This window comes from Mycobacterium sp. FW102-FHT13B02 (assembly GCF_058790275.1).
In genome coordinates this window covers 366,999-389,899 of record NZ_JBYTCM010000001.1, presented here as the reverse complement: position 1 = coordinate 389,899, position 22,901 = coordinate 366,999, and the positions used below count along the sequence as shown (strand labels likewise).

The following is a 22,901-nucleotide window of genomic DNA, read 5'->3' as shown; positions in this document are numbered from 1 at the left end:
ACCTCGTTGCCTTCGGTCCACCCATTCGTAGCGGCCCTCAGAGCAGCGCCTTGTTCACCACCTGTTCGTAGGCAGCTCTGTCCTTCGCGGTGACACCCGGAGCGAACTGCAGCACGATGTTCATCACCTGGAACGTGCCGGGCGTCGCTCCCGCGTACCCTTCGCCGGCGCCGGTCGTGGAGAACACCAGCACGGTCACCGCGTCGGTCTCGATCGCCTCGATGCACCCGATGTCAGGGCATTTCTGGCTGGCGACGTCACGCGGGTTGGCCACCGCCAGGCCCGCGGCGCCCATGTCCCTCACCAGCGACTGAGCGGTGACGGTGTTGAGCATCGGGGCTCCGGTCAGCGTGCCGGCCTGCGGGCCGGGTGCGGGTGGACGCTGGCAGCCCGTGATCGCAGCAGCGACGAGCAAGGTCGCGGCGATCATGGTCCGCGCACCGGATGCAGTCATGCACCATGAATAACACCGGAAGCTGGCGGGCTGACCACCGGGCGGAGCCGTCGAGTGGCTAGAGCGTTGGGCTGGTATGCGGGCTCGCTGCCGCACTCGCCGGATCGGCACCGCCCGGCGAGCTGGGCGTCGCGGGAACAACCGGCGCACTCCCGGCTTTCGGCGTCCCGATCTTGCCCGCGATCCACGGCAGCGAGTCGGCGAATGACTCGTTGGCAAAGCCCCAGTCATGCAGTCCGAGCAACGCGCGAACCTCGGCGTCGATCCCGTGTTGCCGGGCGATCTCGCAGAGAGTGCCGGCGGCGATGTCCTGGCCTTCCGGGTTCGCGCGGGCGTCGCGCGGGACGCCGGGTCCGGGGGCGTTGCATGCGGCGGCAGTGCCGGGGATCTCGAACAGGCCGGAGATGCCGCGGTAGCGGCCGTACTGGCGCATCACGGTGCTCGGATCGAACTCGGCCCATTTGGCTGCGTCACCGCCGTACAACCGGGCGATGGTCTGGTCCTTGGTGCCGATGTTCGGGCTCAGGTCACCGGCGATGTCGACGAACGCGCTGAACAGGTTGGGATGGCGCGCGGTGAGCTGCACCGCGCAGGTGCCGCCCATGGACCAGCCGACGATGCCCCAGTTCTCGGGCTTGGGGCTGACGCCGAAGTTCGAGACCACGTAGGGCACCACCTCTTTGGTCAGGTGGACCGATGAGTTGCCATGGCTGCCGTTGACGCATTCGGTGTCGTTGTTGAACGAACCGGTGGCGTCCACGAACACCAACACCGGGGCATTGCCGTCGTGTTCGGCGGCGTACTTGTCGATGGTGGCCTTGGCGTTGCCCGCCCAGATCCAGTCAGCCGGGGTGTTCAACTGCGACCCGATCATCATGATCGTCGGCAGCTGTGGTGGTGGATTGGTGGCGAACCACGCCGGCGGGAGGTAGACGAGTTCGGCTCGATGCGCGAAATTCGACTCGCGGGAGCTCGTCGTCACCGGCACGACCACTCCTCGCGGCGGCCGAATACCTTTGAGCTGCATGGCCGTCACCGACCAGCGGTCGATCTCGTCGGGCACCTTGCCAACGGTGAACTTGTTCCACGCCACGTACGCGGTCGGGAAGTAGCCGACCCACAGATTCATCATCAACAGCGCGCACAACCCACAGAGCGGCACCGCCAGCGCGGCCAGTCCCCGGCGTCGCCAGCGCGATCCCCGCCAGCCGAGGATCAGCACGGCAATCGAGAAGCCGCCGAGTGCGGTCCAGATCCACAGCCGCACCGGCGCCGGGTCACCGGCGATGCCGAGCGATGTGATGTACCAGTACAGCGCACCGGCACACCCGACGCCGACGGTGAGGGCCACAGACAGCCGTCCGACGCTCCACTGCCGCGACCGGCGTCCGATCGCGCAGCACAGGACCACGCAGGTCACGAGCTGAATCAGGAGCGGCAACCACCCATGCATCAGCGATGCATGGGTGACGAACGAAGGCACGCCGATCCTCCAGGAAAACTACGTCGAGATCGAACTAGAGCTCGGCTACGACCACCGTCGAGCTAAAGCTCTCCAGCATCCAGCGCTTCCTTGGTCTCCTGCGCCGCCGCGACCTCATTGGCGCTGTAGCCGATGAACAGCGCCACCACACCGACGATGACTGCCACCGCGGCGACCCACAGCAGGCCGTAGGTGTAGCCATGGTCGAGGGCCGTGTGCTGCGCGGCGTTCATCTTGGCAACCGGGCCGGTGGTCCCGCCGAGGTACAGCGTGCGCGAGGTGATGACGGCCTGGATGACGGCCAGCACGACCGGCCCACCGAGGTTCTGCAGCATCAGCGCGATGGCCGACAACGGCCCGATGTCGTTGAGCGCGACCCCGGCGATGGCCGAGACGGTCAGCGGCACGACGATCATGCCGATACCGAAGCCACCGACCGTGATCGGGATGACCAGGTTCGGGAAGTACGGGATGCCGCCGTTGAGGGTGGAGCCGTAGATCATCGCGGCGAGCACCAGGATGCCACCGGCGATCACCAGCACTCGCGGTGAGAACATCGCCACGAGCTGCGACGACAGCCCCAGCCCGATGCCGAGCGCGATGACGAACGGAATGAAGCCGATGCCGGCCTTCAGCGCGCTGTAACCCATGATGTCCTGCACGTACAGGCCGATCAGTACGGTCAGCGTGAACATCACGCCACCGGCCAGGAAGACCGCGGCGAAGGTGGCCACGCGGTTGCGGTCGCGGAACAGGACGAACGGAACGACAGGGTGCTCAGCGGTGCGCTCGACGAACAGGAACGCCAGGAACAGCACCGCTGCCGCCGCGCCCGAACCCAGCGTCAGCGGGGACATCCAGCCCTTCTCCGGGCCCATCGAGAAGCCGAACACCGCCGCGGTGCAGGCCAGGGTCGCCAAGATGGCGCCGGCCGCGTCGAGCTTCATGCGTTCGCGGGAGGTCTCGGTCAGGGTGGTGCGGGCCAGATAGATCATGACGAGACCGATCGGCACGTTCACCAGGAACGCGTAGCGCCACGAGAAGACGGTCAGCGCACCGCCGACAACGAGGCCCATCACCGAGCCGACACCGGTCATGGCCGCGAAGATCGCGGTCGCGGCGTTACGGGCCGGACCCTTCGGGAACGTGGTGGCGACGAGCGCCAGGCCGGTCGGCGAGGCGATTGCCGAACCGACACCTTGCAGCAGTCGGGCGGTGACCAGGGTCGTCTCGTCCCACGCGACGCCACAGAGAATGGACGCGATGGTGAAGAGGGCGACACCGACAATGAAGGTGCGCTTGCGGCCGATGGTGTCACCGAGGCGGCCACCGAGGAGCATCAGACCGCCGAAAGTCAGCACATAAGCGGTGATCACCCAGCTGCGGCCGGCATCGGAGAGGCCCAGCTCGTCCTGAATCTTAGGAAGAGCAACAATCGCGACAGTGCTGTCCATCGTGGCCAGCAGCTGCATGCCACCGATGGCGATGACTGCGGAAAGGAATCGGGGGGACGGAAGCCAAGCTGGATACCAGCTCTTTCGTTCGTCGTCGGTCTGTCCCACGTGCATGGAGAGCGGTTCGCGGCGGCTGTGTGCCATGGCGGTGCGCTCAGCGTCGTTGAGAGCCGTCATGGAAAGCTACCTTACAGTAATCTTAAGATTTCTTTAACCCTGCGAACGCCGCGACGTCCCCGATCACGATGATCGCGGGAGGTCGGATGCCCTCCGAACGGATGTCTTCGGGCGCGTCGGCGAGCGTGGTCTGCAGTGTCTGCTGTGCCGCCGTCGTCCCGTGCTGAACCACCAACACCGGCGTTTCTGCAGGTCGGCCTCCTTGCAGCAACACCTTGGCGAAGAGTTCGATCCGCTCGACCGCCATCAGCAGCACGATGGTGCCGCGCATCGCGGCCAGTGCGTCCCAATTCACTAACGATTCCGGGTGTCCGGGCGCCAGATGACCGCTGACCACAACGAATTCGTGCGTGACGGCCCGGTGAGTGACTGGCACGCCGGCCAGCGCCGGAACCGCTATGGCACTGGTCACACCGGGTACGACGGTGATCGGAATGCCCGCATCGGCGCACGCCAGCACCTCTTCATAACCGCGCGCGAAGACGAACGGGTCACCGCCCTTGAGCCGGACCACGAACTTGCCTTCCTTGGCGCGGTCGATCAGCACGGCGTTGATCGCGTCCTGGGCCATCGCCCGGCCGTACGGAATCTTGGCGGCGTCGATGACCTCTACGTGCGGACCGAGTTCGGCCAGCAGCTCTTGCGGGGCCAGCCGGTCGGCCACCACCACATCGGCGTGCGCCAGCAGCCGGCGGCCGCGGACCGTGATGAGCTCGGGATCGCCCGGCCCGCCACCGACCAGCGCCACACCGCTGTAGTTGTCGGGTTCAGCAGCGTCACCGATGGCGCCCCGATGCAGCGCCTCGTGAATGGCGGTGCGCAGCGCCGCGGAGCGCCGGTGCGCACCGCCGGCCAGCACACCGACCGTCAGGCCGTCGTATTCGAAGGACGCCGGGGTCACCGCCGAGCCCTCCAGCCCGGCGTCGGCGCGCACGCAGAAGATGTGCCGACGGTCGGCCTCGTCGGCGACCGCGGCGTTGACGGCCTCGTCGTCGGTGGCGGCGAGCACATACCAGGCGCCGTCGAGGTCGTCGTTCTGGAATACCCGTGACGTGAGGGTGATGCCGGTCCCGTCGGGGTTGTCGACCAGCGCTTCGACCACCGGGGTGGCGACGGGCGCGACGACGTGGACATCGGCACCACTGGCGATCAGCAGGGGCAGCCGGCGCTGGGCGACGCTGCCGGCGCCCACGACCACGACCTTCTTACCGGACAGATGCAGCCCCACGAGGTAGGCATGCTGGGACGTCATTTCGCTCCTCGCGTGCGCAGTATCACCCGGCGAGTTTAGTTGCCGCCGACACGAACCGACGCACCGCGTGCGGGTGCGCGGCCGGATGGGTGTGCAGGTAGCCGGCATGCACGCCGCCGCGGACGGCCCCGTCGTGCACGGTGACGTGCCCGGCGCCCCGGAAAACCCAGGCCGGCGCCTGCTCGTCGGCGAATTCGACTGTGGTGCGGTGAAATTCGTGACCGGTGACGCGCTCCCCCGCCGCGTGCATGCTGGAGTCCACCGTCGCGACCGCATCTCGGTAGCCCAGGGTGAGCCGCTCGGTGAAGCGCGCCGAGCCGGGCAGCACCCCGCACATGGGGTGCCCGTCGAGGTCGTCGACCAGGTAGGTGAGCCCGGCGCACTCGGCGTGTACCGGTGCGCCGGTGGCCGCCAGCGCGGCAATCTGTTGCCGGACAACGGTATTTGCCGACAGCTCGGCGGTGAACTGCTCCGGGAAACCGCCGGGAATGACGAGCGCCCGGGTGCCGTCCGGCAGTGGATCGGTCAGCGGGTCGAAGGCCGCGACCTGGGCGCCGGCCATCCGCAGCAGCTCGGCGTGCTCGGCATACCCGAAACTGAAGGCCTTGCCCGCGGCCACAGCGACGGTCACAGCGGCGGTCGCCTTCTCCTCCGGCTCCAGTTCGGGGGCCCACGCCGGTGCCCGCGTCCCGATGCCGGCGCTGCGGGCGACAGCCGCCACATCGACGTGCCGGGCGACGAGTTCGGTCATGACGTCGACGGCCTCGTGCGCTCGGCGGCCGTGCTCGACGGCGGTAACCAGGCCGAGATGGCGGGACGGTATCTCCAGCCCGCTGTCCCGCGGGATCGCACCGAACACGGGAACACCCGCCTGCTCACAGGCCTGCCGCAGCACCTGCTCATGCCGTGGCGATCCCACCTTGTTGAGGATCACTCCGGTGATCCTCACCGGCGCTTTCCCCGTCGCTCCGCTCGCCCCGGCCTGGTCGAACGTCGAAAAGCCATGCAGCAAAGCGGCAATGCTCTGGCTCTGCCCACGCGCGTCGACGACCAGCACCACCGGCGCACCGAGCAGCCCGGCGACATGTGCGGTTGATCCCGGTGCCGGGGACATCGGCTGCTCGGTGATCCGGCCGTCGAACAGGCCCATGACGCCCTCGATGACGGCGATGTCGGCGCCCGCGCTGCCATGCCGGTAGAGCGGCGCGATCAGGTCGTCGCCGACGAGGACCGGGTCCAGGTTGCGGCCGGGGCGGCCCGTGGCCAGGGCGTGGTACCCGGGATCGATGAAGTCGGGGCCGACCTTGGCGGCGCTCACGCGGTGCCCGGCGCGGCGCAGGGCACCCATCAAGCCGGTGGCCACCGTGGTCTTGCCGCTGCCCGACGCCGGCGCCGCGATCACCACGGCCGGGACTGCATCAGCGGTCACATCACCCTCACCATTCGATGCCGCGCTGGCCCTTACGGCCGGCGTCCATCGGGTGCTTGACCTTGGTCATCTCGGTCACCAGGTCGGCGGCGTCGAGGAGCTGCGGCGGCGCGTCGCGGCCGGTGATGACGACGTGTTGGGTGCCGGGGCGCGATCGGAGCACGTCGACTACCTCTGCCACGTCGATCCAGCCCCACTTGAGCGGATACGTGAACTCGTCCAAGACGTAGAAGTCATGCCGCTCCTGCGCCAGCCGGCGAGAAATCTCGGCCCAGCCTTCGACGGCCGCGGCGGCGTGGTCCTCGTCGGACCCCTGCCGGCGGGTCCATGACCAGCCCGAGCCCATCTTGTGCCACTGCACCGATCCCCCGACGCCATGCTCATCGTGCAGCCGGCCGAGCGCCTGGAACGCCGCTTCCTCGCCGACCTTCCATTTCGCGCTCTTGACGAACTGGAACACCGCGACGTCGAAGCCCTGGTTCCAGGCGCGCAGCGCCATGCCGAACGCGGCGGTGGATTTCCCCTTGCCCGGGCCCGTGTGCACCGCCAGGACGGGTGCATTACGCCGCGCCTTGGTGGTCAGACCGTCGTTGGGGACGGTCAGCGGCTGTCCTTGTGGCATAGCAGTTTTCCTTACGCGGCGGCTTGCCCGGCCCGGACCACTCGGGCCAGATTGTCGGCGCGCAGCTGCGCCAGTTGCACGACGGGCGCGCCGAGTTGGCCGGCCAGCTGCTGCGCCAACCCCAGTCGAATATAAGAGGTTTCGCAATCGACGACGACGGCGGCCGTCCCCTCCGCGGCCAGCAGACCGGCGGCGGTCCGAGTCCGGCCCAGCGGATCGGGCCCGCCCGTTGCACGGCCGTCGGTGAGCACGACCACCAGTGGACGACGGGCACGGTCGCGGGCCTTCTCCCGCAGCACCACGTCGCGCGCGGCCAGGAGTCCTTGGGCCAGTGGGGTTTTCCCGCCGGTATCGAATCGCGCCAGACGCCGGCTGGCAATGTGCACCGAGGAGGTCGGCGGCAACAGCAGCGTGGCCTCGGCACCCCGGAACGTGATGACGGCGACCTTGTCGCGGCGTTGGTAGGCGTCACGCAGCAGCGACAGCGTCGCCCCGCTGACCGCGGACATGCGGTCCCGGGCAGCCATGGAACCTGACGCGTCGACCACGAAGATCACCAGATTGCCTTCGCGCCCTTCGCGGATCGCGTGGCGGACGTCGGTGGGCGCCAGCTGCAGCCGACCGGCCTGCGGACGACGGTCCGCCGCGGCGAGCAGCGTGCCGAAGACGTGCACACCGTGGCCCGCCTGGGCGTCGTCGGTGGCCGAGATGGGAGTGCCGGTGCGGTTCCGGGCCCGCGACCGCCGGCCGGGGGCACCCTCCCCGACGCCGGGCACGACGAGCGCACGGGTCCGGAACGTCGCCGATGGCGGCGCGCTGGGCTTTGCAGTGCCCGGTTGCGACGCACCGGTCCCCGCCGGGTTTCCCTGCGGTGCAGCCTCTCCCGAGCTGTCCGCGGAGACACCGCCACCAGGCGGGTCGGGATCGGGCTCGGGCTCGGACTGTGATTCGGCTTCCGCCTGCGCCATGGCGTCGTCGAGCTGCCCCGGGTCCAGGCCCGGGTCGTCGAACGGATCGCGGCGCCGCCGATGCGGCAGGGCCAATTCCGCGGCGACCCGGATATCTTCCTCGGCCACCTCGGCCGCGCCCCGCCAAGCGGCATGCGCGACAGCGGTACGTGCGACCACCAGGTCGGCGCGCATCCCGTCCACGTCGAACGCCGCACACAAGGCCGCGATCCGGCGCAACTCGTTGTCCGGCAACAAGACTGACGAGATCGCGGCACGCGCCTTGGCGATCCGGCCGGCCAGCTCCGCGTCGGCGGCGGCGTACCGGTCACCGAAACCGGCGGGATCCGCTTCGTAGGACATCCGGCGCCGGATCACCTCGACCCGGACGTCGACATCCCGCGAGGCGTACACGTCGACGGTCAATCCGAACCGGTCGAGCAACTGCGGACGTAGCTCGCCCTCTTCCGGATTCATGGTGCCTACCAACATGAATCGGGCCTCGTGCGAATGCGAGACCCCGTCGCGCTCGATGTGCACGCGGCCCATGGCGGCGGCGTCCAGCAGCACGTCGACCAGGTGGTCGTGCAGCAGATTCACCTCGTCGACGTACAGCACACCGCCGTGTGCGCGGGCCAGCAGCCCTGGGGAAAAGGCATGCTCGCCGTCCCGCAACACCTTCTGCAGATCGATCGAGCCGACCACGCGGTCCTCGGTCGCACCGATGGGCAGCTCCACCAGGCGGGCATCGGCATCCACAGCCGCCAGCACTCCGGCAAGACCGCGCACCGCAGTCGATTTCGCGGTGCCCTTCTCTCCGCGGATCAGCACGCCGCCGATATCGGGACGCACCGCGCACAGGATGAGCGCCAGCCGGAGCCGGTCCTGGCCCACCAATGCGCTGAACGGATAGGTCACTACTGCTGCCCCGCTCCCAGACCTGGTCTGATCATCGGCACATGCGGAATGCCGTCCTCCATGAATTCCTCACCGTCGCGGACGAATCCGTGCCGGGCGTACATCTCCTCGAGATACGTCTGGGCATCGATCCGGCAGGGATAGTCGCCGACCTCAGCGAGCGCCGCCTGCATGAGCCTGGTGGTGTGGCCATGGCCGCGGTCGGCGCGTTTGGTGCAAACCCGGCCGATCCGGAACACCTTCTCGCCCCCGGGATGCTCTTCCATCAGACGCAGCGTCGAGATGACCTGTCCGTCAGGGCTTTCCAGCCAGAAGTGCCGAGTTTCGGCGAGCAGGTCGCGGCCGTCCAATTCGGGGTAAGGGCAGGCCTGCTCCACCACGAAGACCTCGACCCGCAGCTTCAGCAGCTCGTAAAGCGTTGCGGCATCGAGATCCTTGGCCCAGCTACGCCTCGGCGCGACGCTCATGGGTGATCCGCCTCCGGATCAGGCCGACTGGTCGAGTTTGAGCACCTTGGTCCCCCAGTCCCACACCTCGCGGTACAGCTTCGGTTCGCCGGACAGGTTGACGCCCAGCGACGGCACCATCTCCTTGAGCTTGGGCAGCCAGGCCTGATAGCGGTCGGCGAAGCAGCGCTCCAGCACCTCGATCATGGCCGGCACGGCGGTGGAGGCACCCGGCGAAGCACCGAGCAGACCGGCGATCCGGCCGTCCTCGGCGGTCAGGACCGTAGTGCCGAACTCCAGCACGCCACCGATGCCCTTGCGACGGATCACCTGAACGCGCTGACCCGCGACGTCCAGCTCCCAATCGGAATCGACTGCGCTGGGGGCGAATTCGCGCAAGGAATCGACACGCTCGCCTTCACTGAGGGCCAGCTGCTCGAGCAGGTACTTCACCAGGCCTAGTTCGGTGACGCCGACGCCGAGCATCGACGCGAGGTTGTTGGGCTTGACCGACAACGGCAGGTCGGTGACCGAGCCCTGCTTGAGGAACTTCGGCGACCAGCCGGCGAACGGCCCGAACAGCAGCCAGGACTGACCGTTGATGATGCGGGTGTCCAAGTGCGGCACCGACATCGGCGGGGCGCCGACCGACGCCTGGCCGTACACCTTGGCCTGGTGCGCCACCGTCAGGTCCTGGTTGTCGGTGCGCAGGAAGGCACCGCCGACCGGGAACCCGCCAAAGCCCTTGGCCTCGGGGATGCCGGCCTTCTGCAGCAGATGCAGCGCGCCACCACCGGCGCCCAGGAACACGAACTTGGCGTTGATCTTCTGCCGGTCGCCGTTGCGCCGGTTCACCACGCCCAGCTTCCAGCTGCCGTCGGACTGCTTGCGCAGGCCCGTCACCTCGTGCCCGAACATGGTGTCCATACCGCGCTGCGCGGCGAACCCGATGAGCTGCTTGGACAGCGAACCGAAGTCGACGTCGGTGCCGTCGGTGGTCCAGTTCAGCGCCACCGGATCGCTGAAGTCGCGCTGCTCGGCCATGAACGGCAGCCGACGGGCGAACTCGTCCTTGTCGTCGATGTACTCCATGGTCGCGAACAACGGGTTGGCCACCAGCGTCTCGCGACGCTTGCGCAGATAGTCGACGCTGTCGGCACCGTGCACGAAGCTGACGTGCGGGATGGGGTTCAGGAAGCTCTTGACGTCCGGCAGGACCCCGTTCTCCACGGCGTAGGCCCAGAACTGGCGCGTCACCTGGAACTGCTCGTTGACGTGGACGGCCTTCTTGATGTCGATGGTGCCGTCGGAGTTCTGCGGCGTGTAGTTGAGCTCACACAGCGCCGAGTGGCCGGTGCCCGCGTTGTTCCAGGGATCGCTGCTCTCGGCGGCGGCGCCGTCGAGGCGCTCGATCATGGTGATGGACCACTCCGGCTCGAGCAGCCGGATCAATGCCCCGAGGGTGGCGCTCATGATTCCCGCGCCCACGAGGACGACGTCGGTCTGCGCGCTCCCAGCTACGTTTGCATTCGACACGTGATCGCTCGTCCTTCGCACTCGGGTTACCCGCCGGTATTGACGGATGCTCGGTGCTCAAGGTTATCGCGACCGAGTTCGGCGCCGACGCGCTATCTCCTCCCATCGACCATGATGTTCGTCGCAGTTAGGGTTGAGCACGTGACGCCGCAGGAGCCACAGGGACAACCCGAGTGGCAGCCGGACGCGCTGCCCGGGTACTGGCAGCAGACCATCGCGCTGGGACCCGATCCCGACGGCGAAGGCGACCTTGTCGCCACCGTCGTGCGGAGGGGTCAGCCGGGGCAAGTCGCGCAGGCGGTCGTGGTCATTCATGGCTACACCGATTACTTCTTCCAGACGGAACTCGCCGACCAGTTCGCCGCGCGGGGTTTCGCCTTCTACGCGATAGATCTGCACAAATGTGGAAGGTCGCGGCGGCCTGGGCAGACGCCCCACTTCACCACCGACCTGGCGTCGTACTACGACGAGCTCCGCCGGGCCCTGCAGCTCATCGTCGCGGACACCGCCGGAGCCCGGGTATGCCTGTACGGCCACTCCGCCGGCGGTCTGATCGCGACACTGTTCGCCGATCAGCTCCGGCGCGACAACACGCTGGGGACGCACCGGGTGACGGGCCTGATCCTGAACAGCCCCTTCTTCGATCTGCACGGGCCGGCAGTCCTGCGTTCGGCCCCGGTGTCCGGCACCTTGCGGGCGTTGGCCCGATTCCGCAAGCTGACGGTGGTCCGCCAGCCGACCGAGGGCGGCTACGGCACCAGCCTGCACCGCGACCACGGCGGCGAGTTCGACTACAACCTGGACTGGAAACCGGTGGGTGGCTTCCCGGTCACCGTCGGCTGGATCAATGCCATCCGGCAGGGGCAGCGGCGGCTGCATCGCGGACTGGACGTCGGGGTGCCGAACCTCATTCTGCGGTCCGACCACACGGTGGCCGAGACCTCCACCCCGGCCGGGATGGAGCGCGGCGACGCGGTGCTCGATGTCAGTCAGATCGCGCGGTGGGCGGGGTGCGTCGGCAACCGCAGCACCATCGTCCCCGTCACCGACGCCAAACACGATGTGTTCCTGTCGCTGCCGGCGCCACGCGCCGTGGCGTTCGCCGAGCTGCACCGCTGGCTCGACGGTTATCTCCGATCCGCTTCCCCCGCAACGCAACACGAACAGGCCTGACGCCATGGAGCACTACGACCTGACCATCATCGGAACCGGTTCGGGCAACAGCGTGCTCGACGAGCGGTACGACGACCTGAGGGTCGCGATCTGCGAGGAGGGCACGTTCGGCGGCACCTGCCTGAACGTCGGATGCATCCCCACCAAGATGTTCGTCTACGCCGCCGACGTGGCCCAGACCATCCGCCACAGCGCCACCTACGGCGTCGACGCCCACCTCGACGGCGTGCGGTGGCCGGACATCGTGAACCGGGTCTTCGGCCGGATCGACCCGATCGCGGCCGGTGGCGAGGAGTACCGACGCGGCCTGCCGAATGTCACCGTGTACGGCAGTCACACCCGCTTCGGCCCGACCCTGTCCGGCGGCACCTACACGTTGCGGACCGCCGACGGAGACGAATTCACGTCCGACCGCGTGGTGATCGCGGCCGGCTCGCGCAGCTGGATTCCAGAACTCATCGCCAAGTCCGGGGTGCACTACTACACGAGCGACGACATCATGCGCATCCCGGCACTGCCCGAACATCTGGTGATCATCGGTGGTGGCTTCATCGCGGTGGAGTTCGCGCATGTGTTCTCGGCTCTCGGGTCCAAAGTGACCATCGTGCTGCGCGGCGACCGGCTGCTCAAGCGGTGCGACGAGGAAATCTGCCGGCGGTTCGGCACCGTCGTCTCCAAGAAGTGGACGGTACGCACCCACGAGAACGTCGTCGACGCACGGCAGGACGGTCACGGTGTCGCGCTCGAGTTCGACGACGGCGAGACCCTCACCGCCGACGCCCTGTTGGTTGCGACCGGCCGGGTCCCCAACGGCGATCAGCTCGATGTGCACCTGGCCGGGGTGGCCCTCGACGACGATGGCTACGTCGTGGTCGACGAATACCAACGCACCTCGGCGCGCGGGATTTTCGCCCTGGGAGACGTGTCGTCGCACCACCAGCTCAAACACGTGGCGAACCACGAGGCGCGGACGGTGAAGGAGAACCTGCTGCGCGACTGGGACGGCGAGTTGGTGGCCAGCGATCACCGGTTCATCCCTGCCGCGGTATTCACCGATCCGCAGGTCGCGATGGTCGGCATGAAGGAATCCGACGCGCGGGCAGCCGGTTTCGATGTAGTGGTCAAGGTGCAGGACTACGGCGACACCGCGTACGGCTGGGCTATGGAAGACACCACGGGCATCGTCAAACTCATCGGTGAACGCGGCACCGGCAGGATCCTGGGCGCGCACCTCATGGGGCATCAGGCGTCGTCGCTGATTCAGCCACTGATCCAGGCCATGTCCTTCGGGCAGACCGCACAAGAAGTGGCCCGTGGCCAGTACTGGATTCACCCGGCCCTGCCCGAGGTGGTCGAAAACGCGCTGCTGGGCCTGATCTAACTCTCGGCCGGGCTCAGCCGGGCCGTCCACTTCTCCTCGATGCGGCCCCACCGCCACACCAGCAGCGCCCCCACCCAGGTGACGACGAACAGTCCGACGATGGCGAATCCGACCATGTTCAGGTCGATTCCACCGATCCAGTCCCAGACGCCCCCGGACCAGCCGAATTCCTCGGCCAGCAGACCGAGTAACTCGACGGTCCCGATCACCAGGGCCACCACGACGGACAGCCCGGTGATGGTCAGGTTGTAGTAGACCTTGCGCACGGGCCGGGCCAGCGCCCAGCCGTACGCGACGTTCATGAACGCGCCGTCGATGGTGTCCAGCAGGCTCATCCCGGCAGCGAACAGCACCGGTAGACAAAGCATTGCGTACCACGGTAATCCGGCCGAGGCCCCGGTTCCGGCCAGCACCAGCAGCGCCACCTCGGTCGCGGTGTCGAAGCCGAGGCCGAACAGCACGCCGAGCGGATACATCTGCCAGGACTTGCTGATGGTGCGGGTGAACCGGCGCAGGATGCGGTTCAGGAAGCCGCGATTGTCCAGCTGCAGTTCCAGCGCGGCCTCGTCGTACTCACCGGCGCGCATCCGCCTGAACACCTGCAGGATGCCCACCAGCACAACGACATTGATGGCGGCGATCAGATACAGGAAAACGCCCGAGACGCCGGCGCCGATCAGCCCCGTGTACCGGTGCAGCGTCGACGAGTCGTCCTGCAGCGGACCGACGATGGACGTGATGCCCAGCGACAGCAGTAGAGCCAGGCCGAACACGATGGTCGAATGCCCCAGGGAGAAGAAGAATCCCACGCCGAGCGAACGGTGGCTGCCGCGCGCATGCGGAGCAATGGAACTGTCGGCCATGAGCTTGCGGGTGGTGTTGTCGATGGCGGCGATGTGGTCGGCGTCGAACGCATGCCGCAGCCCTAGGGTGTACGCCGTGAGGCCGATCCCGATGCCGAGCGCGGTACCCCCGACAGTGTGATGCTCCGGTACGACGACGAGGATCAGAGTCCCCCAACCGATGACATGCAGAGCGGCGATGACGCCGAACATCGCCGCCAGCCGCCTCCAATCCTGACCGGACAACGAAAGCCGCATGCGGTTCAGTCTCCCTCAGCCCAGCAGTTCGCGAATGTCAGAGGCGGTGATCGCGGTGCCGAACATGTCGCCGTCGTCGATCACCGCGGCGAACAGCGCGCGTTTGCGCTCCTGCAGCTCGATCACCTTCTCCTCGATGGTGTTCTCGGACACCAGCCGATAGACGTTCACCGGGCGCAGCTGACCGATGCGGTGCGCGCGGTCGACGGCCTGCGCTTCGGCGGCCGGGCTCCACCACGGGTCGCACAGGAAGCAGTAGTCGGCGGCGGTGAGGTTCAATCCGAAGCCGCCGGCCTTCAGGCTGATGAGGAACACCTTCGTCTGCCCTGAGCTGAAGGCATCGATGGCCTCCGCCCGGCGGCGCGCGTCGACCGACCCGTCCAGGTAGCTGTACTCGATCCCCGCGGCATCCAGGCGGTCCCGCACGATCGCCAGAAATCCGGTGAATTGGCTGAAGACCAGCGCGCTGTGGTCTTCGGCGACCAGCTGGTCCAGTTGTTCGGTCAGGAAGTCCACCTTTGTGGAACCGGCCTCCATCGAGTCGGCGTCGACCAGGCCGGGATGCAGGCTGAGCTGCCGCAGCAGGGTGAGCGACCGGAAGATCTGGAAGCGGTTCTTCTCCCACTCCCCCAGCAGGCCGAGCACTTTCTGCCGCTCCCGCGCCAGCCGGGTGTCGTAGATCTTGCGGTGCTTGGCCGACAGTTCGATGGCCAGCACCTGCTCCTGCTTGGGCGGCAACTCTTTGACCACCTGATCCTTGGTACGGCGCAACAGCACTGGCTTGATGCGCTGACGCAGTACCGCCAGGCGGCCCGGCTCGCCGTCGGACTCGATGGGCTTGCGGAAGTAGCGCTCGAAAATCTTGGGGCTGGGAAACAAACCCGGCACCGTGATCGACAACAGCGACCACAGCTCCATGAGGTTGTTCTCCATCGGGGTGCCGGTGATGGCGAGTTTGAACGGCGCATCGAGCCGGCGCGCGCACTGGTGCGTCTTGCTGTGGTGGTTTTTGACGAACTGCGCCTCGTCGAGAATCATTCCCGCCCAGGCGATTTCCCGATACTTGTCGTTGTCGATGCGCAGCAGCGTGTAGGTCGTGACGACGATGTCGGCCGCGGCGACCAGCTCGGCGATGGGCACCGCGCCGCGGGCTTCGGTGCGGGGCACCACGACGGTGGTGAGGCCGGGCGCGAACTTCGCGCATTCGGCGGCCCAGTTGCCGGCCACGCTGGTGGGCGCGACGACGAGGAACTTGCCCGCGCCCTGCTCGACGGCCCGGCTGATCAAGGCCAGGGTCTGGACCGTCTTGCCCAGACCCATGTCGTCGCCGAGCACGCCGCCGAGCCCGTTGTCCCACAGGAACGCCAGCCAGTTCAGCCCGTCGCGTTGGTAGTCGCGCAGCTCGGCCTGCAGTCCGGCCGGCGTGGGCACCGGAACGGGTGGCTGTGCAGCGGCCAGCCGCGCCATGTTGTCGCGCCACTGCGCGAGTTCACGGTCGACGACGCCGAGGCCCAGGAGTTCGTCCCACAACGTCGCGTTCAGAGACGGGGCGTTCACCCGCTCGCCCTCGATTTCCCCCAGCGCCTGGGCTTCTTCGAGCAATGCCCGCAGCTTCAGCAGTTCGGGGGTGTCGAGCCGGAAGTACACGCCGCCCGGCAGCAGCATGTGTGTCGCGCCCGAAGCCAATTCGGCGACGACCGCAGACAGCGCCACCGGGTAGCCGTCGACATCGATGGTGATGTGCAGGTCGAACCAGTCCTGCGCCGGTGCCTCGTCGGAGGACGCGGTGCCGAACCCCAGCTGCGCGCCGGCCACCGAGCGCCGGAACGCCGCCACCCGCTCGTCGATGTCGATGATCAGCTGTTCATATTCGGCCAGCTGCGGCAGCACCTCGTGGCACAACACCGCGATCTGGGGCAGTGACAGCCGCCGCGACAGCAGCAGGGAGGCCAGTGGATCGTCCGCTGCCGACAATCCCGAGACAGCTTCCAGCGCCGGCGCGACCGCCCGCCACATCGCGTCCTCTGCCGCGCTGTCCCGGATACCGCTCGTGCGCGTAACACCCACCGCGTCGAACTCCTGACGCTGCCCGTTCACCTCGTAGCGGGTGCGCCACTTCACGTGGCCGTCAACGGCATCGGCCGTGATGCTCAGTACCGGCAGCGGTCCCACGATGTCGGGCTCGGCGAACAGTCCCTCCACCATGTCGACGGACACCGCCCGACGCAGCCGAGGCAACACGTCCACCGCGAACTCAGACAGCGATTCGGGCGGAATCTGCACCTTCTCGCCGGCCGCGACCAGCTTGAGCAGCGTGGGACCGGGCAGCGGCGAGAACGCCCCGAGATGCAGGATGCCGTCCACCAGTTGATGGATGCCATGCGGTGTGGGGGTGCCGACGAGCCCGGTCCCCTCGGGCGGTCGCGGCTCACCGTCGACTACGAGCACCGTCGACATCTGCGCGCCGCCCGTGTCGGAGGCGGTGAAGTCCAGCCGTAGCTGGACGTCCTTGGCGATCTGCACGGCCCGGATCCCAGGGCCCGGAAGCAGAGTGGCGCCCGCCTCCACGGCCAGCTGCAGATCAGACCAAAAACTCTGTCCGACACCGGAAAGCACCAATTGGTCGTTGCTGTAAGGGTAGTAGCCGGGCACACCGAGGACCAGCGCTCGCAGCGCGCCGTACTGGTTCCGGTCGAACTCGCCCGGGTCGGGTGTGTCGACCAGCCGCCGCCAGTTGATCCCGCTCTTGATCCAATGCCCGCGCTTGCCGACCGTCAGCGGCCGCAGCGTCGCGATGGGCGTCGTGTGGTACCGACCTGCCGGCAGCATCCCGAACTCCAGCGCCAACGGCTTGCCGCTGGCGTCGGCATCGGTCTCGGTCATCTCGTTCAGCAGCGAACCCAGCACCACTTGCCAACGTTGCGGCGCCGCCCGGTCGGGTGCACTCGGGATCGCCGCGATCAGCATGGCGACAGCGTGCTTGCAGTACCGCCCTACCGGGCAGGTGCAGACCGCGTACTCGATCTCCAGGCTGCTGCGCGCACCGGAGAGGGCCACCTCGACGTCGTAATACTCGGACTTCGAGCCCAGGCATGAGCCGATGAGCGTCCCGTCGAGCGGGTCGTACTTGGCCGTGACGACGCGCCCCTGGTTCGCATACGTCTCGCCGCGGGCCAGCGTCATTGCGTTGAACGCACGAAGCAACTCGTGTGGCGCGAGCGCTAGCCCGGCCGTCGAGTCCGTGCCGTCCATCTCGTCACGATAACGGCCGGGCCCGACAGGCTGCTCTCCCGTCGCTTCGCGGGCCTGAGCGGCCGATCACCAGGTGCTGCTGCGCAGCACGATCTCGTTGGCCACCTGGGCGGTGAACTCCTCGGCGCTGCGCCGGCCCACCAGCTCGGACATCCGGAATTCGCCGTAGATGAAGCGTTGCCCAGCCTGTGCCCGCGCCCGGGCATCGGCGGTGGTGACCACCACGGTGGTGTTGATCTCCACCGGCGGGCACGCATCACCCGAATCCTCGGCGGCTCGCGGATGGGTGCCGTCGACCGCCACCAGGGCGGTGAACCGGTCCAGCCGGGTGGCCGCCAGCCGCCAGGCCAGCGCACCCGCCCCACCGTCGGTGAACAGCAGCGCCCACCGAACCCCGAGCGTATCCAGAATGCCGACAACCGAATTCACGGTCAGCCGGTCATCGGCCTCGATCACCACGGTGCGCAGCGATGCGGTGTGCAGGAGCTCGCACAGGGCGCCCGTCGCCTGCTTCGTCGTCAGCATGACGACGGTCGTGGCGTCGTCGGGGCCAGACACGTCGACGGTGGCGCCGAAACCGTCGACGGTCGGGATGATTGGCATGACGCCACCGTAGCGAACGCCACCGGACCGCAGATACCGATTATCAGCAGCGACCGACCGCACCCGCGTTGGCCAGCGCGAAACCCGGATGCACCCTATTGTTCTTCAACATCCAGGGGCGCCTAAGGAGGTCGCAGTGCCAGAAGGACACGAAGCACTCACCGAGGACGAGCTGCTACTGGCCAAGCTCGGATACAGTCAAGAGCTGCAGCGCTCCTGGTCGGGATTCAGCAATTTCGCCATCTCGTTCTCCATCATCTCCATCCTCTCGGGGTGCTTCACCTCGTTCGGTCTGGGCTGGAACAACGGTGGGCCGGCCGCCATCGCCTGGGGCTGGCCGATCGTTGCGGCATTCATCCTCGTCATCGGGCTCTGTATGTCCGAGCTGGTGTCAGCCTTCCCGACGTCCGGCGGAATCTATTGGTGGGCAGCAAAACTCGGCGGCGCAAAGGCCGGTTTCTACGCGGGCTGGCTCAACCTCATCGGTCTGGTGGCCATCCTGGCGTCCGTGGCGTACGGCTGTGCGACATTCATCGACCTCACCTTGGGCACCCTCAGCGCCGACTGGTTGGCGGGGTACAGCCTCACGCGCACGTTCCTCATCTTCGTGGCCATCCTGGGTATCTCGGCGCTGATCAACATCTTCTCGAGCCATCTGCTGGCGATCATCAACAACGTGTCGGTGTGGTGGCACGTCTTCGGCGCGGCCGCCGTCATCGGCATTCTGGTCTTCGTGCCGAGCCATCATGCGAGCTTCTCGGACGTTTTCGCCAAGACGATCAACAACAGCGGCATGTTCGGTGGCGCCACGTCAGGCGCCGGTTGGCTGTTGGTGGTGCTGCCGATCTCGGTGATCCTGACGCAGTACACCATCACCGGCTACGACGCGTCGGCGCACCTCTCCGAGGAAACCAAGAGCGCGGCGGGCGCGGCCGCCAAGGGTATCTGGCGATCCATCTTCTACTCGGCCGTCGGCGGCTGGATTCTCTTGTTGGCGTTCCTGTTCGCGGTCCAGGACGCCGACGCGGTGTCCAAGGGCGGCGGCGCGGTGGCCGCCATCTTCAGCCAGGCGATGAGTTCGAAATGGGCGACGCTGGTGCTGTTCATCTCGACGGCCGGCCAGTTCTTCTGCGCCGTCGCCTGCCAGACCAGCGCATCCCGGATGTTGTTCGCGTTCAGCCGGGACCGCGCGGTGCCCGGCCATCGGTGGTGGGCGGCGGTCAACAAGCACCGAGTGCCCACGCACAGCGTGACGATCACCGCCGTCGCAGCCGCCGCGCTGACGCTGCCGGCACTGGTCAAGGTCGACATCAACGGCACCCCCACCCCGGTGGCGTTCTACGCCGTGGTCTCGATCGGGGTCGTCGGGGTCTACCTGTGCTTCGCGGTGCCGATCTACTACCGCTGGCGCGCCGGCGACGAATTCGAAACGGGCAGTTGGAATCTGCGCGGCCACCACCGGTGGATGGCCCCGGTCGCGCTGGCCGAGATCACGATCACCTCGATCATCGCCATGTTCCCGACCTCGTTGGGCGGCGTGCCGTGGGACCCCAGCTTCGAATGGAAATTCGTCAACTACACGCCGTTGCTGGTCGGCGGCGTCCTGGTGCTCCTGTACATCTACTGGCACGTGTCGGTGAAGAACTGGTTCACCGGACCCATCAAGCAGGTCGAGGAGCCCACAGAAACGGCAGAGCCCGTGGCCGAACCGAGCTGATCAGCGGAGCAGGCTGCTCGCGATAACCGGCCGCACCGGCGCACCGGATTCCACGAGCTTGAGCACCGCGTCGATATCCGCATGCGCGGCAAGCAGATCGGCCATCACGTCAAGCTGAGCGTCCCGCAATGCCGCGACGTCGACGTCATCGGCCACCACGAACCCCTGCTTGCCGCAGGCCACCGCAACCTCGGTGAGCCAGACCCGGCGCACGGCGTCGTTGTCCAGCAGCCCGTGCCAATGCGTGCCGTAGACCTGGCCGGTCCGGATGCCGACGCCGAGCCAGTCGGTTTCAGTGCTGCGCGCGACCCGGCCGTGGTGAATCTCGTAGCCGTACAACGGCATATCCCAGTGCTTCAGGGTCTTGTCGGCGTCGAACTCGATGTCCGCGTCGAGCAGCCCCAGCCCCGGCACCCGGCCCGCACCCGATTCAACAGTGTCGACGATCGTCGTACAGAGCATCTGGAATCCGCCACAGACACCCAGCACAGCACGACCGGACCGCGCATGCGCAGTGACGGCATCGGCCAGTCCACGCTCGCGCAGCCAGTTCAGATCCGAGACCGTCGCCTTACTTCCGGGCAGCACCACCACATCGGCGCCCGCGAGCTCGGCCGCGGTGTCGACCCACCGCACCTGCACGCCCGGCTCGCACGCCAGGGCCTCGACGTCGGTGGAATTCGAGATCCGTGGCAGTCGTACCGCGGCCACCACCAAGGCGTCGTGGCCGCGCGGCACCGTCGCGCGGCCCAGCTGCCCGCGCGCAGTGACCGACAACGAGTCCTCGGCATCGAGCCACAGATCGTCGCAGTACGGAATCACCCCGAATGTCGGGCGTCCGGTAAGCGATTCCAGTTGCCGCAGACCAGGTTCCAGCAACGCCGGATCGCCACGGAACTTGTTGACCAGGAAACCGGCGATCAGCTTCTGGTCCGCCGGTTCGAGCACCGCCACCGTGCCGTAGAGGTGCGCCAGCAGGCCGCCGCGGTCGATGTCGCCGACCACGACCACCGGCAGGTCCGCCGCACGCGCCAATCCCATGTTGGCCACGTCGGTGGCCCGCAGATTGATCTCGGCGGGCGATCCCGCACCCTCACAGATCACCACATCGAATTCGCTTCGCAGTGAGGCCAATTCGTCGGCCACCACGGTGGCGAGCTGCGTCCGCCGGGTGAAGTAGTCCCCGGCTGCCACCGTGCCGGCGACCTGGCCGCGCACCACGAGCTGCGAGGTGCGGTCCCCACCGGGCTTGAGCAGGATCGGGTTGAACCGCACACTCGGCGCCAGGCCGGCCGCGCGCGCCTGCATCGCCTGCGCCCGGCCGATCTCACCGCCTTCGATCGTGACGGCCGAGTTGTTGGACATGTTCTGCGCCTTGAACGGCGCCACCCGCACGCCCTTGCGGGCCAGCAGCCGGCACAGCCCGGCCACCACCATCGACTTACCGGCGTCCGACGTGGTGCCGGCGACCAGCAGAGCCCCGCCGGTCACGTCACCGCAGGGTCAGGATGTCGGCGCCGTCGTCGGTCACCACGAGGGTGTGCTCGAACTGCGCCGTCCACTTCTTGTCCTTGGTCGCGACGGTCCAGTCGTCGTCCCAGATCTCGTAGTCCAGCGAACCGAGGTTGATCATCGGCTCGATGGTGAAGGTCATGCCCGGCTCCAGCACCGTCTCGACCTCGGGCTTGTCGTAGTGCAGCACGATCAGGCCGTTGTGGAACGTCTCGCCGATGCCGTGGCCGGTGAAGTCGCGAACCACGTTGTAGCCGAACCGGTTTGCGTACGACTCGATGACCCGCCCGACCACCGACAGCTGCCGGCCCGGCTTGACCGCCTTGATGGCCCGCATGGTGGCTTCGTGGGTGCGCTCGACCAGCAGCCGGTGCTCCTCGGAAACGTCGCCCGCCAGGAACGTGGCGTTGGTGTCGCCGTGCACGCCGTCCTTGTAGGCGGTGACGTCGATGTTGACGATGTCACCGTCCTCGATCACCGTCGAGTCCGGGATGCCGTGGCAGATGATCTCGTTCAGCGAAGTGCAGCAGGACTTGGGAAAGCCCTTGTAGCCCAGCGTCGACGGATAGGCACCGTGGTCGAGCATGTACTCGTGCGCCACCCGGTCCAGGTGATCTGTGGTGACACCGGGCGCGACGGCCTTGCCGGCCTCGGCGAGCGCCTGGGCCGCGATGCGGCCGGCCACGCGCATCTTCTCGATCACCTCGGGCGTCTGCACCCATGGCTCGCTGCCTTCGCGCACGGTCGGCTTCCAGGCGTACTCCGGGCGCGGGATCGACTTGGGCACCGGCAGGGTGGCAGACACCTCGCCGGGGCGAAGCGCGGTACGAACAGACATCGTCCCAGCGTAGCGGGCGCGGCTAGGTGCGGTCGCCGCGCCCGAACCACGTCCGGCGCGGCCCGCGGATATCGACCGAGCCGAAGACCACCCGTCCGGTCAGGATCACGTGCGGGGTGCCGTCGGAGGGCGCGTCCTTGCGATGGTCGGTGGCACTGCCGACGGCCACCTCGACGTCGTCGATGGATGCGCTGGCGCCGTCCGGCAGCCGCAGATCCAGGGAGCTGAACTTCAGATCGAGCTCGATGACCACGATGGGGCCACCGAACCGGGCGCGGGTCAGGTCCAGGTCGATCGAGCCGACACGACGGACCAGCGACAGCCGGGTCGGCACGACCCATTCGCCCTGTCGCTTCAGCGACCCCATGACCCCGCGTAGCTCGACGCGGTCGGTCGAACCCGTGACGATGGCGTTCGGTGCGGGCAGATCGCCTACCAACACCGCCAATTCGGCCTGCTGACGGGCGAGGGCGACCAGCGCGGACCGCTCGGAGAACTCGTCCATGTCGATGAGCCCCAGGGCCACCGCATTGTGCAGCCGCCGGAGCGTGCCGTTGCGGTCGGCGTCGGAGACGCGCAGGACCGCGATCTCGTCGCTGTTGGTCAC

At 67.7% G+C, this 22,901-nt stretch carries 18 protein-coding genes; 3 read left to right on the top strand and 15 right to left on the bottom strand.

Annotated features, from left to right (window positions below; all coding sequences use genetic code 11):
- Positions 1-37 precede the first annotated feature (37 nt).
- The 9 genes from AC3WTE_RS01865 to mqo form a co-directional block, all read right to left on the bottom strand.
- Positions 38-454 carry a hypothetical protein gene (locus AC3WTE_RS01865; protein WP_492435152.1) on the bottom strand — a complete coding sequence of 139 codons (417 nt, stop codon included), beginning with the start codon at positions 452-454 and terminating at the stop codon, positions 38-40.
- Positions 455-512: 58 nt separating this feature from the next.
- Complete coding sequence (locus AC3WTE_RS01860) at positions 513-1,937, bottom strand: alpha/beta hydrolase (protein ID WP_492435150.1); 1,425 nt, start codon at positions 1,935-1,937, stop codon at positions 513-515.
- Between the two features lie 62 nt (positions 1,938-1,999).
- Positions 2,000-3,535 carry an MFS transporter gene (locus AC3WTE_RS01855; protein ID WP_492435478.1) on the bottom strand — a complete coding sequence of 512 codons (1,536 nt, stop codon included), beginning with the start codon at positions 3,533-3,535 and terminating at the stop codon, positions 2,000-2,002.
- A 55-nt stretch (positions 3,536-3,590) separates the two neighbouring features.
- Positions 3,591-4,820, bottom strand: a complete 1,230-nt coding sequence (gene cobA, locus AC3WTE_RS01850) for a uroporphyrinogen-III C-methyltransferase (RefSeq protein ID WP_459369677.1) — start codon at positions 4,818-4,820, stop codon at positions 3,591-3,593.
- A gap of 22 nt (positions 4,821-4,842) precedes the next feature.
- A complete protein-coding gene (locus AC3WTE_RS01845; protein ID WP_492435148.1) occupies positions 4,843-6,249 on the bottom strand; it encodes a cobyrinic acid a,c-diamide synthase CobB in 1,407 nt (468 codons plus the stop codon).
- 7 nt (positions 6,250-6,256) lie between these two features.
- Positions 6,257-6,871, bottom strand: coding sequence for a cob(I)yrinic acid a,c-diamide adenosyltransferase (gene cobO, locus AC3WTE_RS01840; protein ID WP_492435146.1), 615 nt, complete (start codon positions 6,869-6,871; stop codon positions 6,257-6,259).
- An 11-nt stretch (positions 6,872-6,882) separates the two neighbouring features.
- On the bottom strand, positions 6,883-8,736 hold the full coding sequence (locus AC3WTE_RS01835; RefSeq protein WP_492435144.1) for a magnesium chelatase subunit D family protein: 1,854 nt from the start codon (positions 8,734-8,736) through the stop codon (positions 6,883-6,885).
- The gene (locus AC3WTE_RS01830) at positions 8,736-9,203 is read right to left on the bottom strand and encodes a GNAT family N-acetyltransferase (protein ID WP_492435142.1); all 468 of its coding nucleotides are present in this window, start codon (positions 9,201-9,203) and stop codon (positions 8,736-8,738) included. Before AC3WTE_RS01830 ends, AC3WTE_RS01835 begins: the two co-directional genes overlap by 1 nt.
- Positions 9,204-9,221: 18 nt before the next feature.
- Positions 9,222-10,718: a malate dehydrogenase (quinone) gene (gene mqo / locus AC3WTE_RS01825; protein WP_492435140.1), complete on the bottom strand. Its 1,497-nt coding sequence runs from the start codon at positions 10,716-10,718 to the stop codon at positions 9,222-9,224.
- A 141-nt stretch (positions 10,719-10,859) separates the two neighbouring features.
- On the opposite strand from mqo, the gene AC3WTE_RS01820 reads away from it, so the two are divergent.
- Both AC3WTE_RS01820 and mtr read left to right on the top strand, forming a co-directional pair.
- A complete protein-coding gene (locus tag AC3WTE_RS01820) occupies positions 10,860-11,891 on the top strand; it encodes an alpha/beta hydrolase (protein ID WP_492435138.1) in 1,032 nt (343 codons plus the stop codon).
- 4 nt (positions 11,892-11,895) lie between these two features.
- Complete coding sequence (gene mtr, locus AC3WTE_RS01815; RefSeq protein ID WP_492435136.1) at positions 11,896-13,272, top strand: mycothione reductase; 1,377 nt, start codon at positions 11,896-11,898, stop codon at positions 13,270-13,272.
- On the opposite strand, the gene nicT is transcribed toward mtr, so the two are convergent.
- The 3 genes from nicT to AC3WTE_RS01800 all read right to left on the bottom strand — a co-directional run bounded on the left by nicT (position 13,269) and on the right by AC3WTE_RS01800 (position 18,227).
- Positions 13,269-14,372 carry a Nickel transporter NicT gene (gene nicT, locus AC3WTE_RS01810; RefSeq protein ID WP_492435134.1) on the bottom strand — a complete coding sequence of 368 codons (1,104 nt, stop codon included), beginning with the start codon at positions 14,370-14,372 and terminating at the stop codon, positions 13,269-13,271. The genes mtr and nicT overlap by 4 nt on opposite strands.
- A 15-nt stretch (positions 14,373-14,387) precedes the next feature.
- Complete coding sequence (locus AC3WTE_RS01805) at positions 14,388-17,624, bottom strand: DEAD/DEAH box helicase (RefSeq protein WP_492435132.1); 3,237 nt, start codon at positions 17,622-17,624, stop codon at positions 14,388-14,390.
- Between the two features lie 66 nt (positions 17,625-17,690).
- Positions 17,691-18,227, bottom strand: a complete 537-nt coding sequence (locus AC3WTE_RS01800; protein WP_492435130.1) for an alpha/beta hydrolase — start codon at positions 18,225-18,227, stop codon at positions 17,691-17,693.
- A gap of 136 nt (positions 18,228-18,363) precedes the next feature.
- Between AC3WTE_RS01800 and AC3WTE_RS01795 the strand changes: the two genes are divergently transcribed.
- Positions 18,364-19,944, top strand: coding sequence for an amino acid permease (locus tag AC3WTE_RS01795; protein WP_492435128.1), 1,581 nt, complete (start codon positions 18,364-18,366; stop codon positions 19,942-19,944).
- Here the strand turns inward: AC3WTE_RS01795 and AC3WTE_RS01790 are convergent, their stop codons facing one another.
- The 3 genes from AC3WTE_RS01790 to AC3WTE_RS01780 are packed head-to-tail and all read right to left on the bottom strand — an operon-like array spanning position 19,945 to position 22,901.
- Positions 19,945-21,435: a cobyric acid synthase gene (locus AC3WTE_RS01790; RefSeq protein WP_492435126.1), complete on the bottom strand. Its 1,491-nt coding sequence runs from the start codon at positions 21,433-21,435 to the stop codon at positions 19,945-19,947.
- A gap of 1 nt (position 21,436) precedes the next feature.
- Entirely contained in the window at positions 21,437-22,294 is an 858-nt protein-coding gene (gene map / locus AC3WTE_RS01785; RefSeq protein WP_492435124.1) for a type I methionyl aminopeptidase, read from the bottom strand.
- 22 nt (positions 22,295-22,316) lie between these two features.
- Entirely contained in the window at positions 22,317-22,901 is a 585-nt protein-coding gene (locus AC3WTE_RS01780) for a DUF1707 SHOCT-like domain-containing protein (protein ID WP_459369662.1), read from the bottom strand.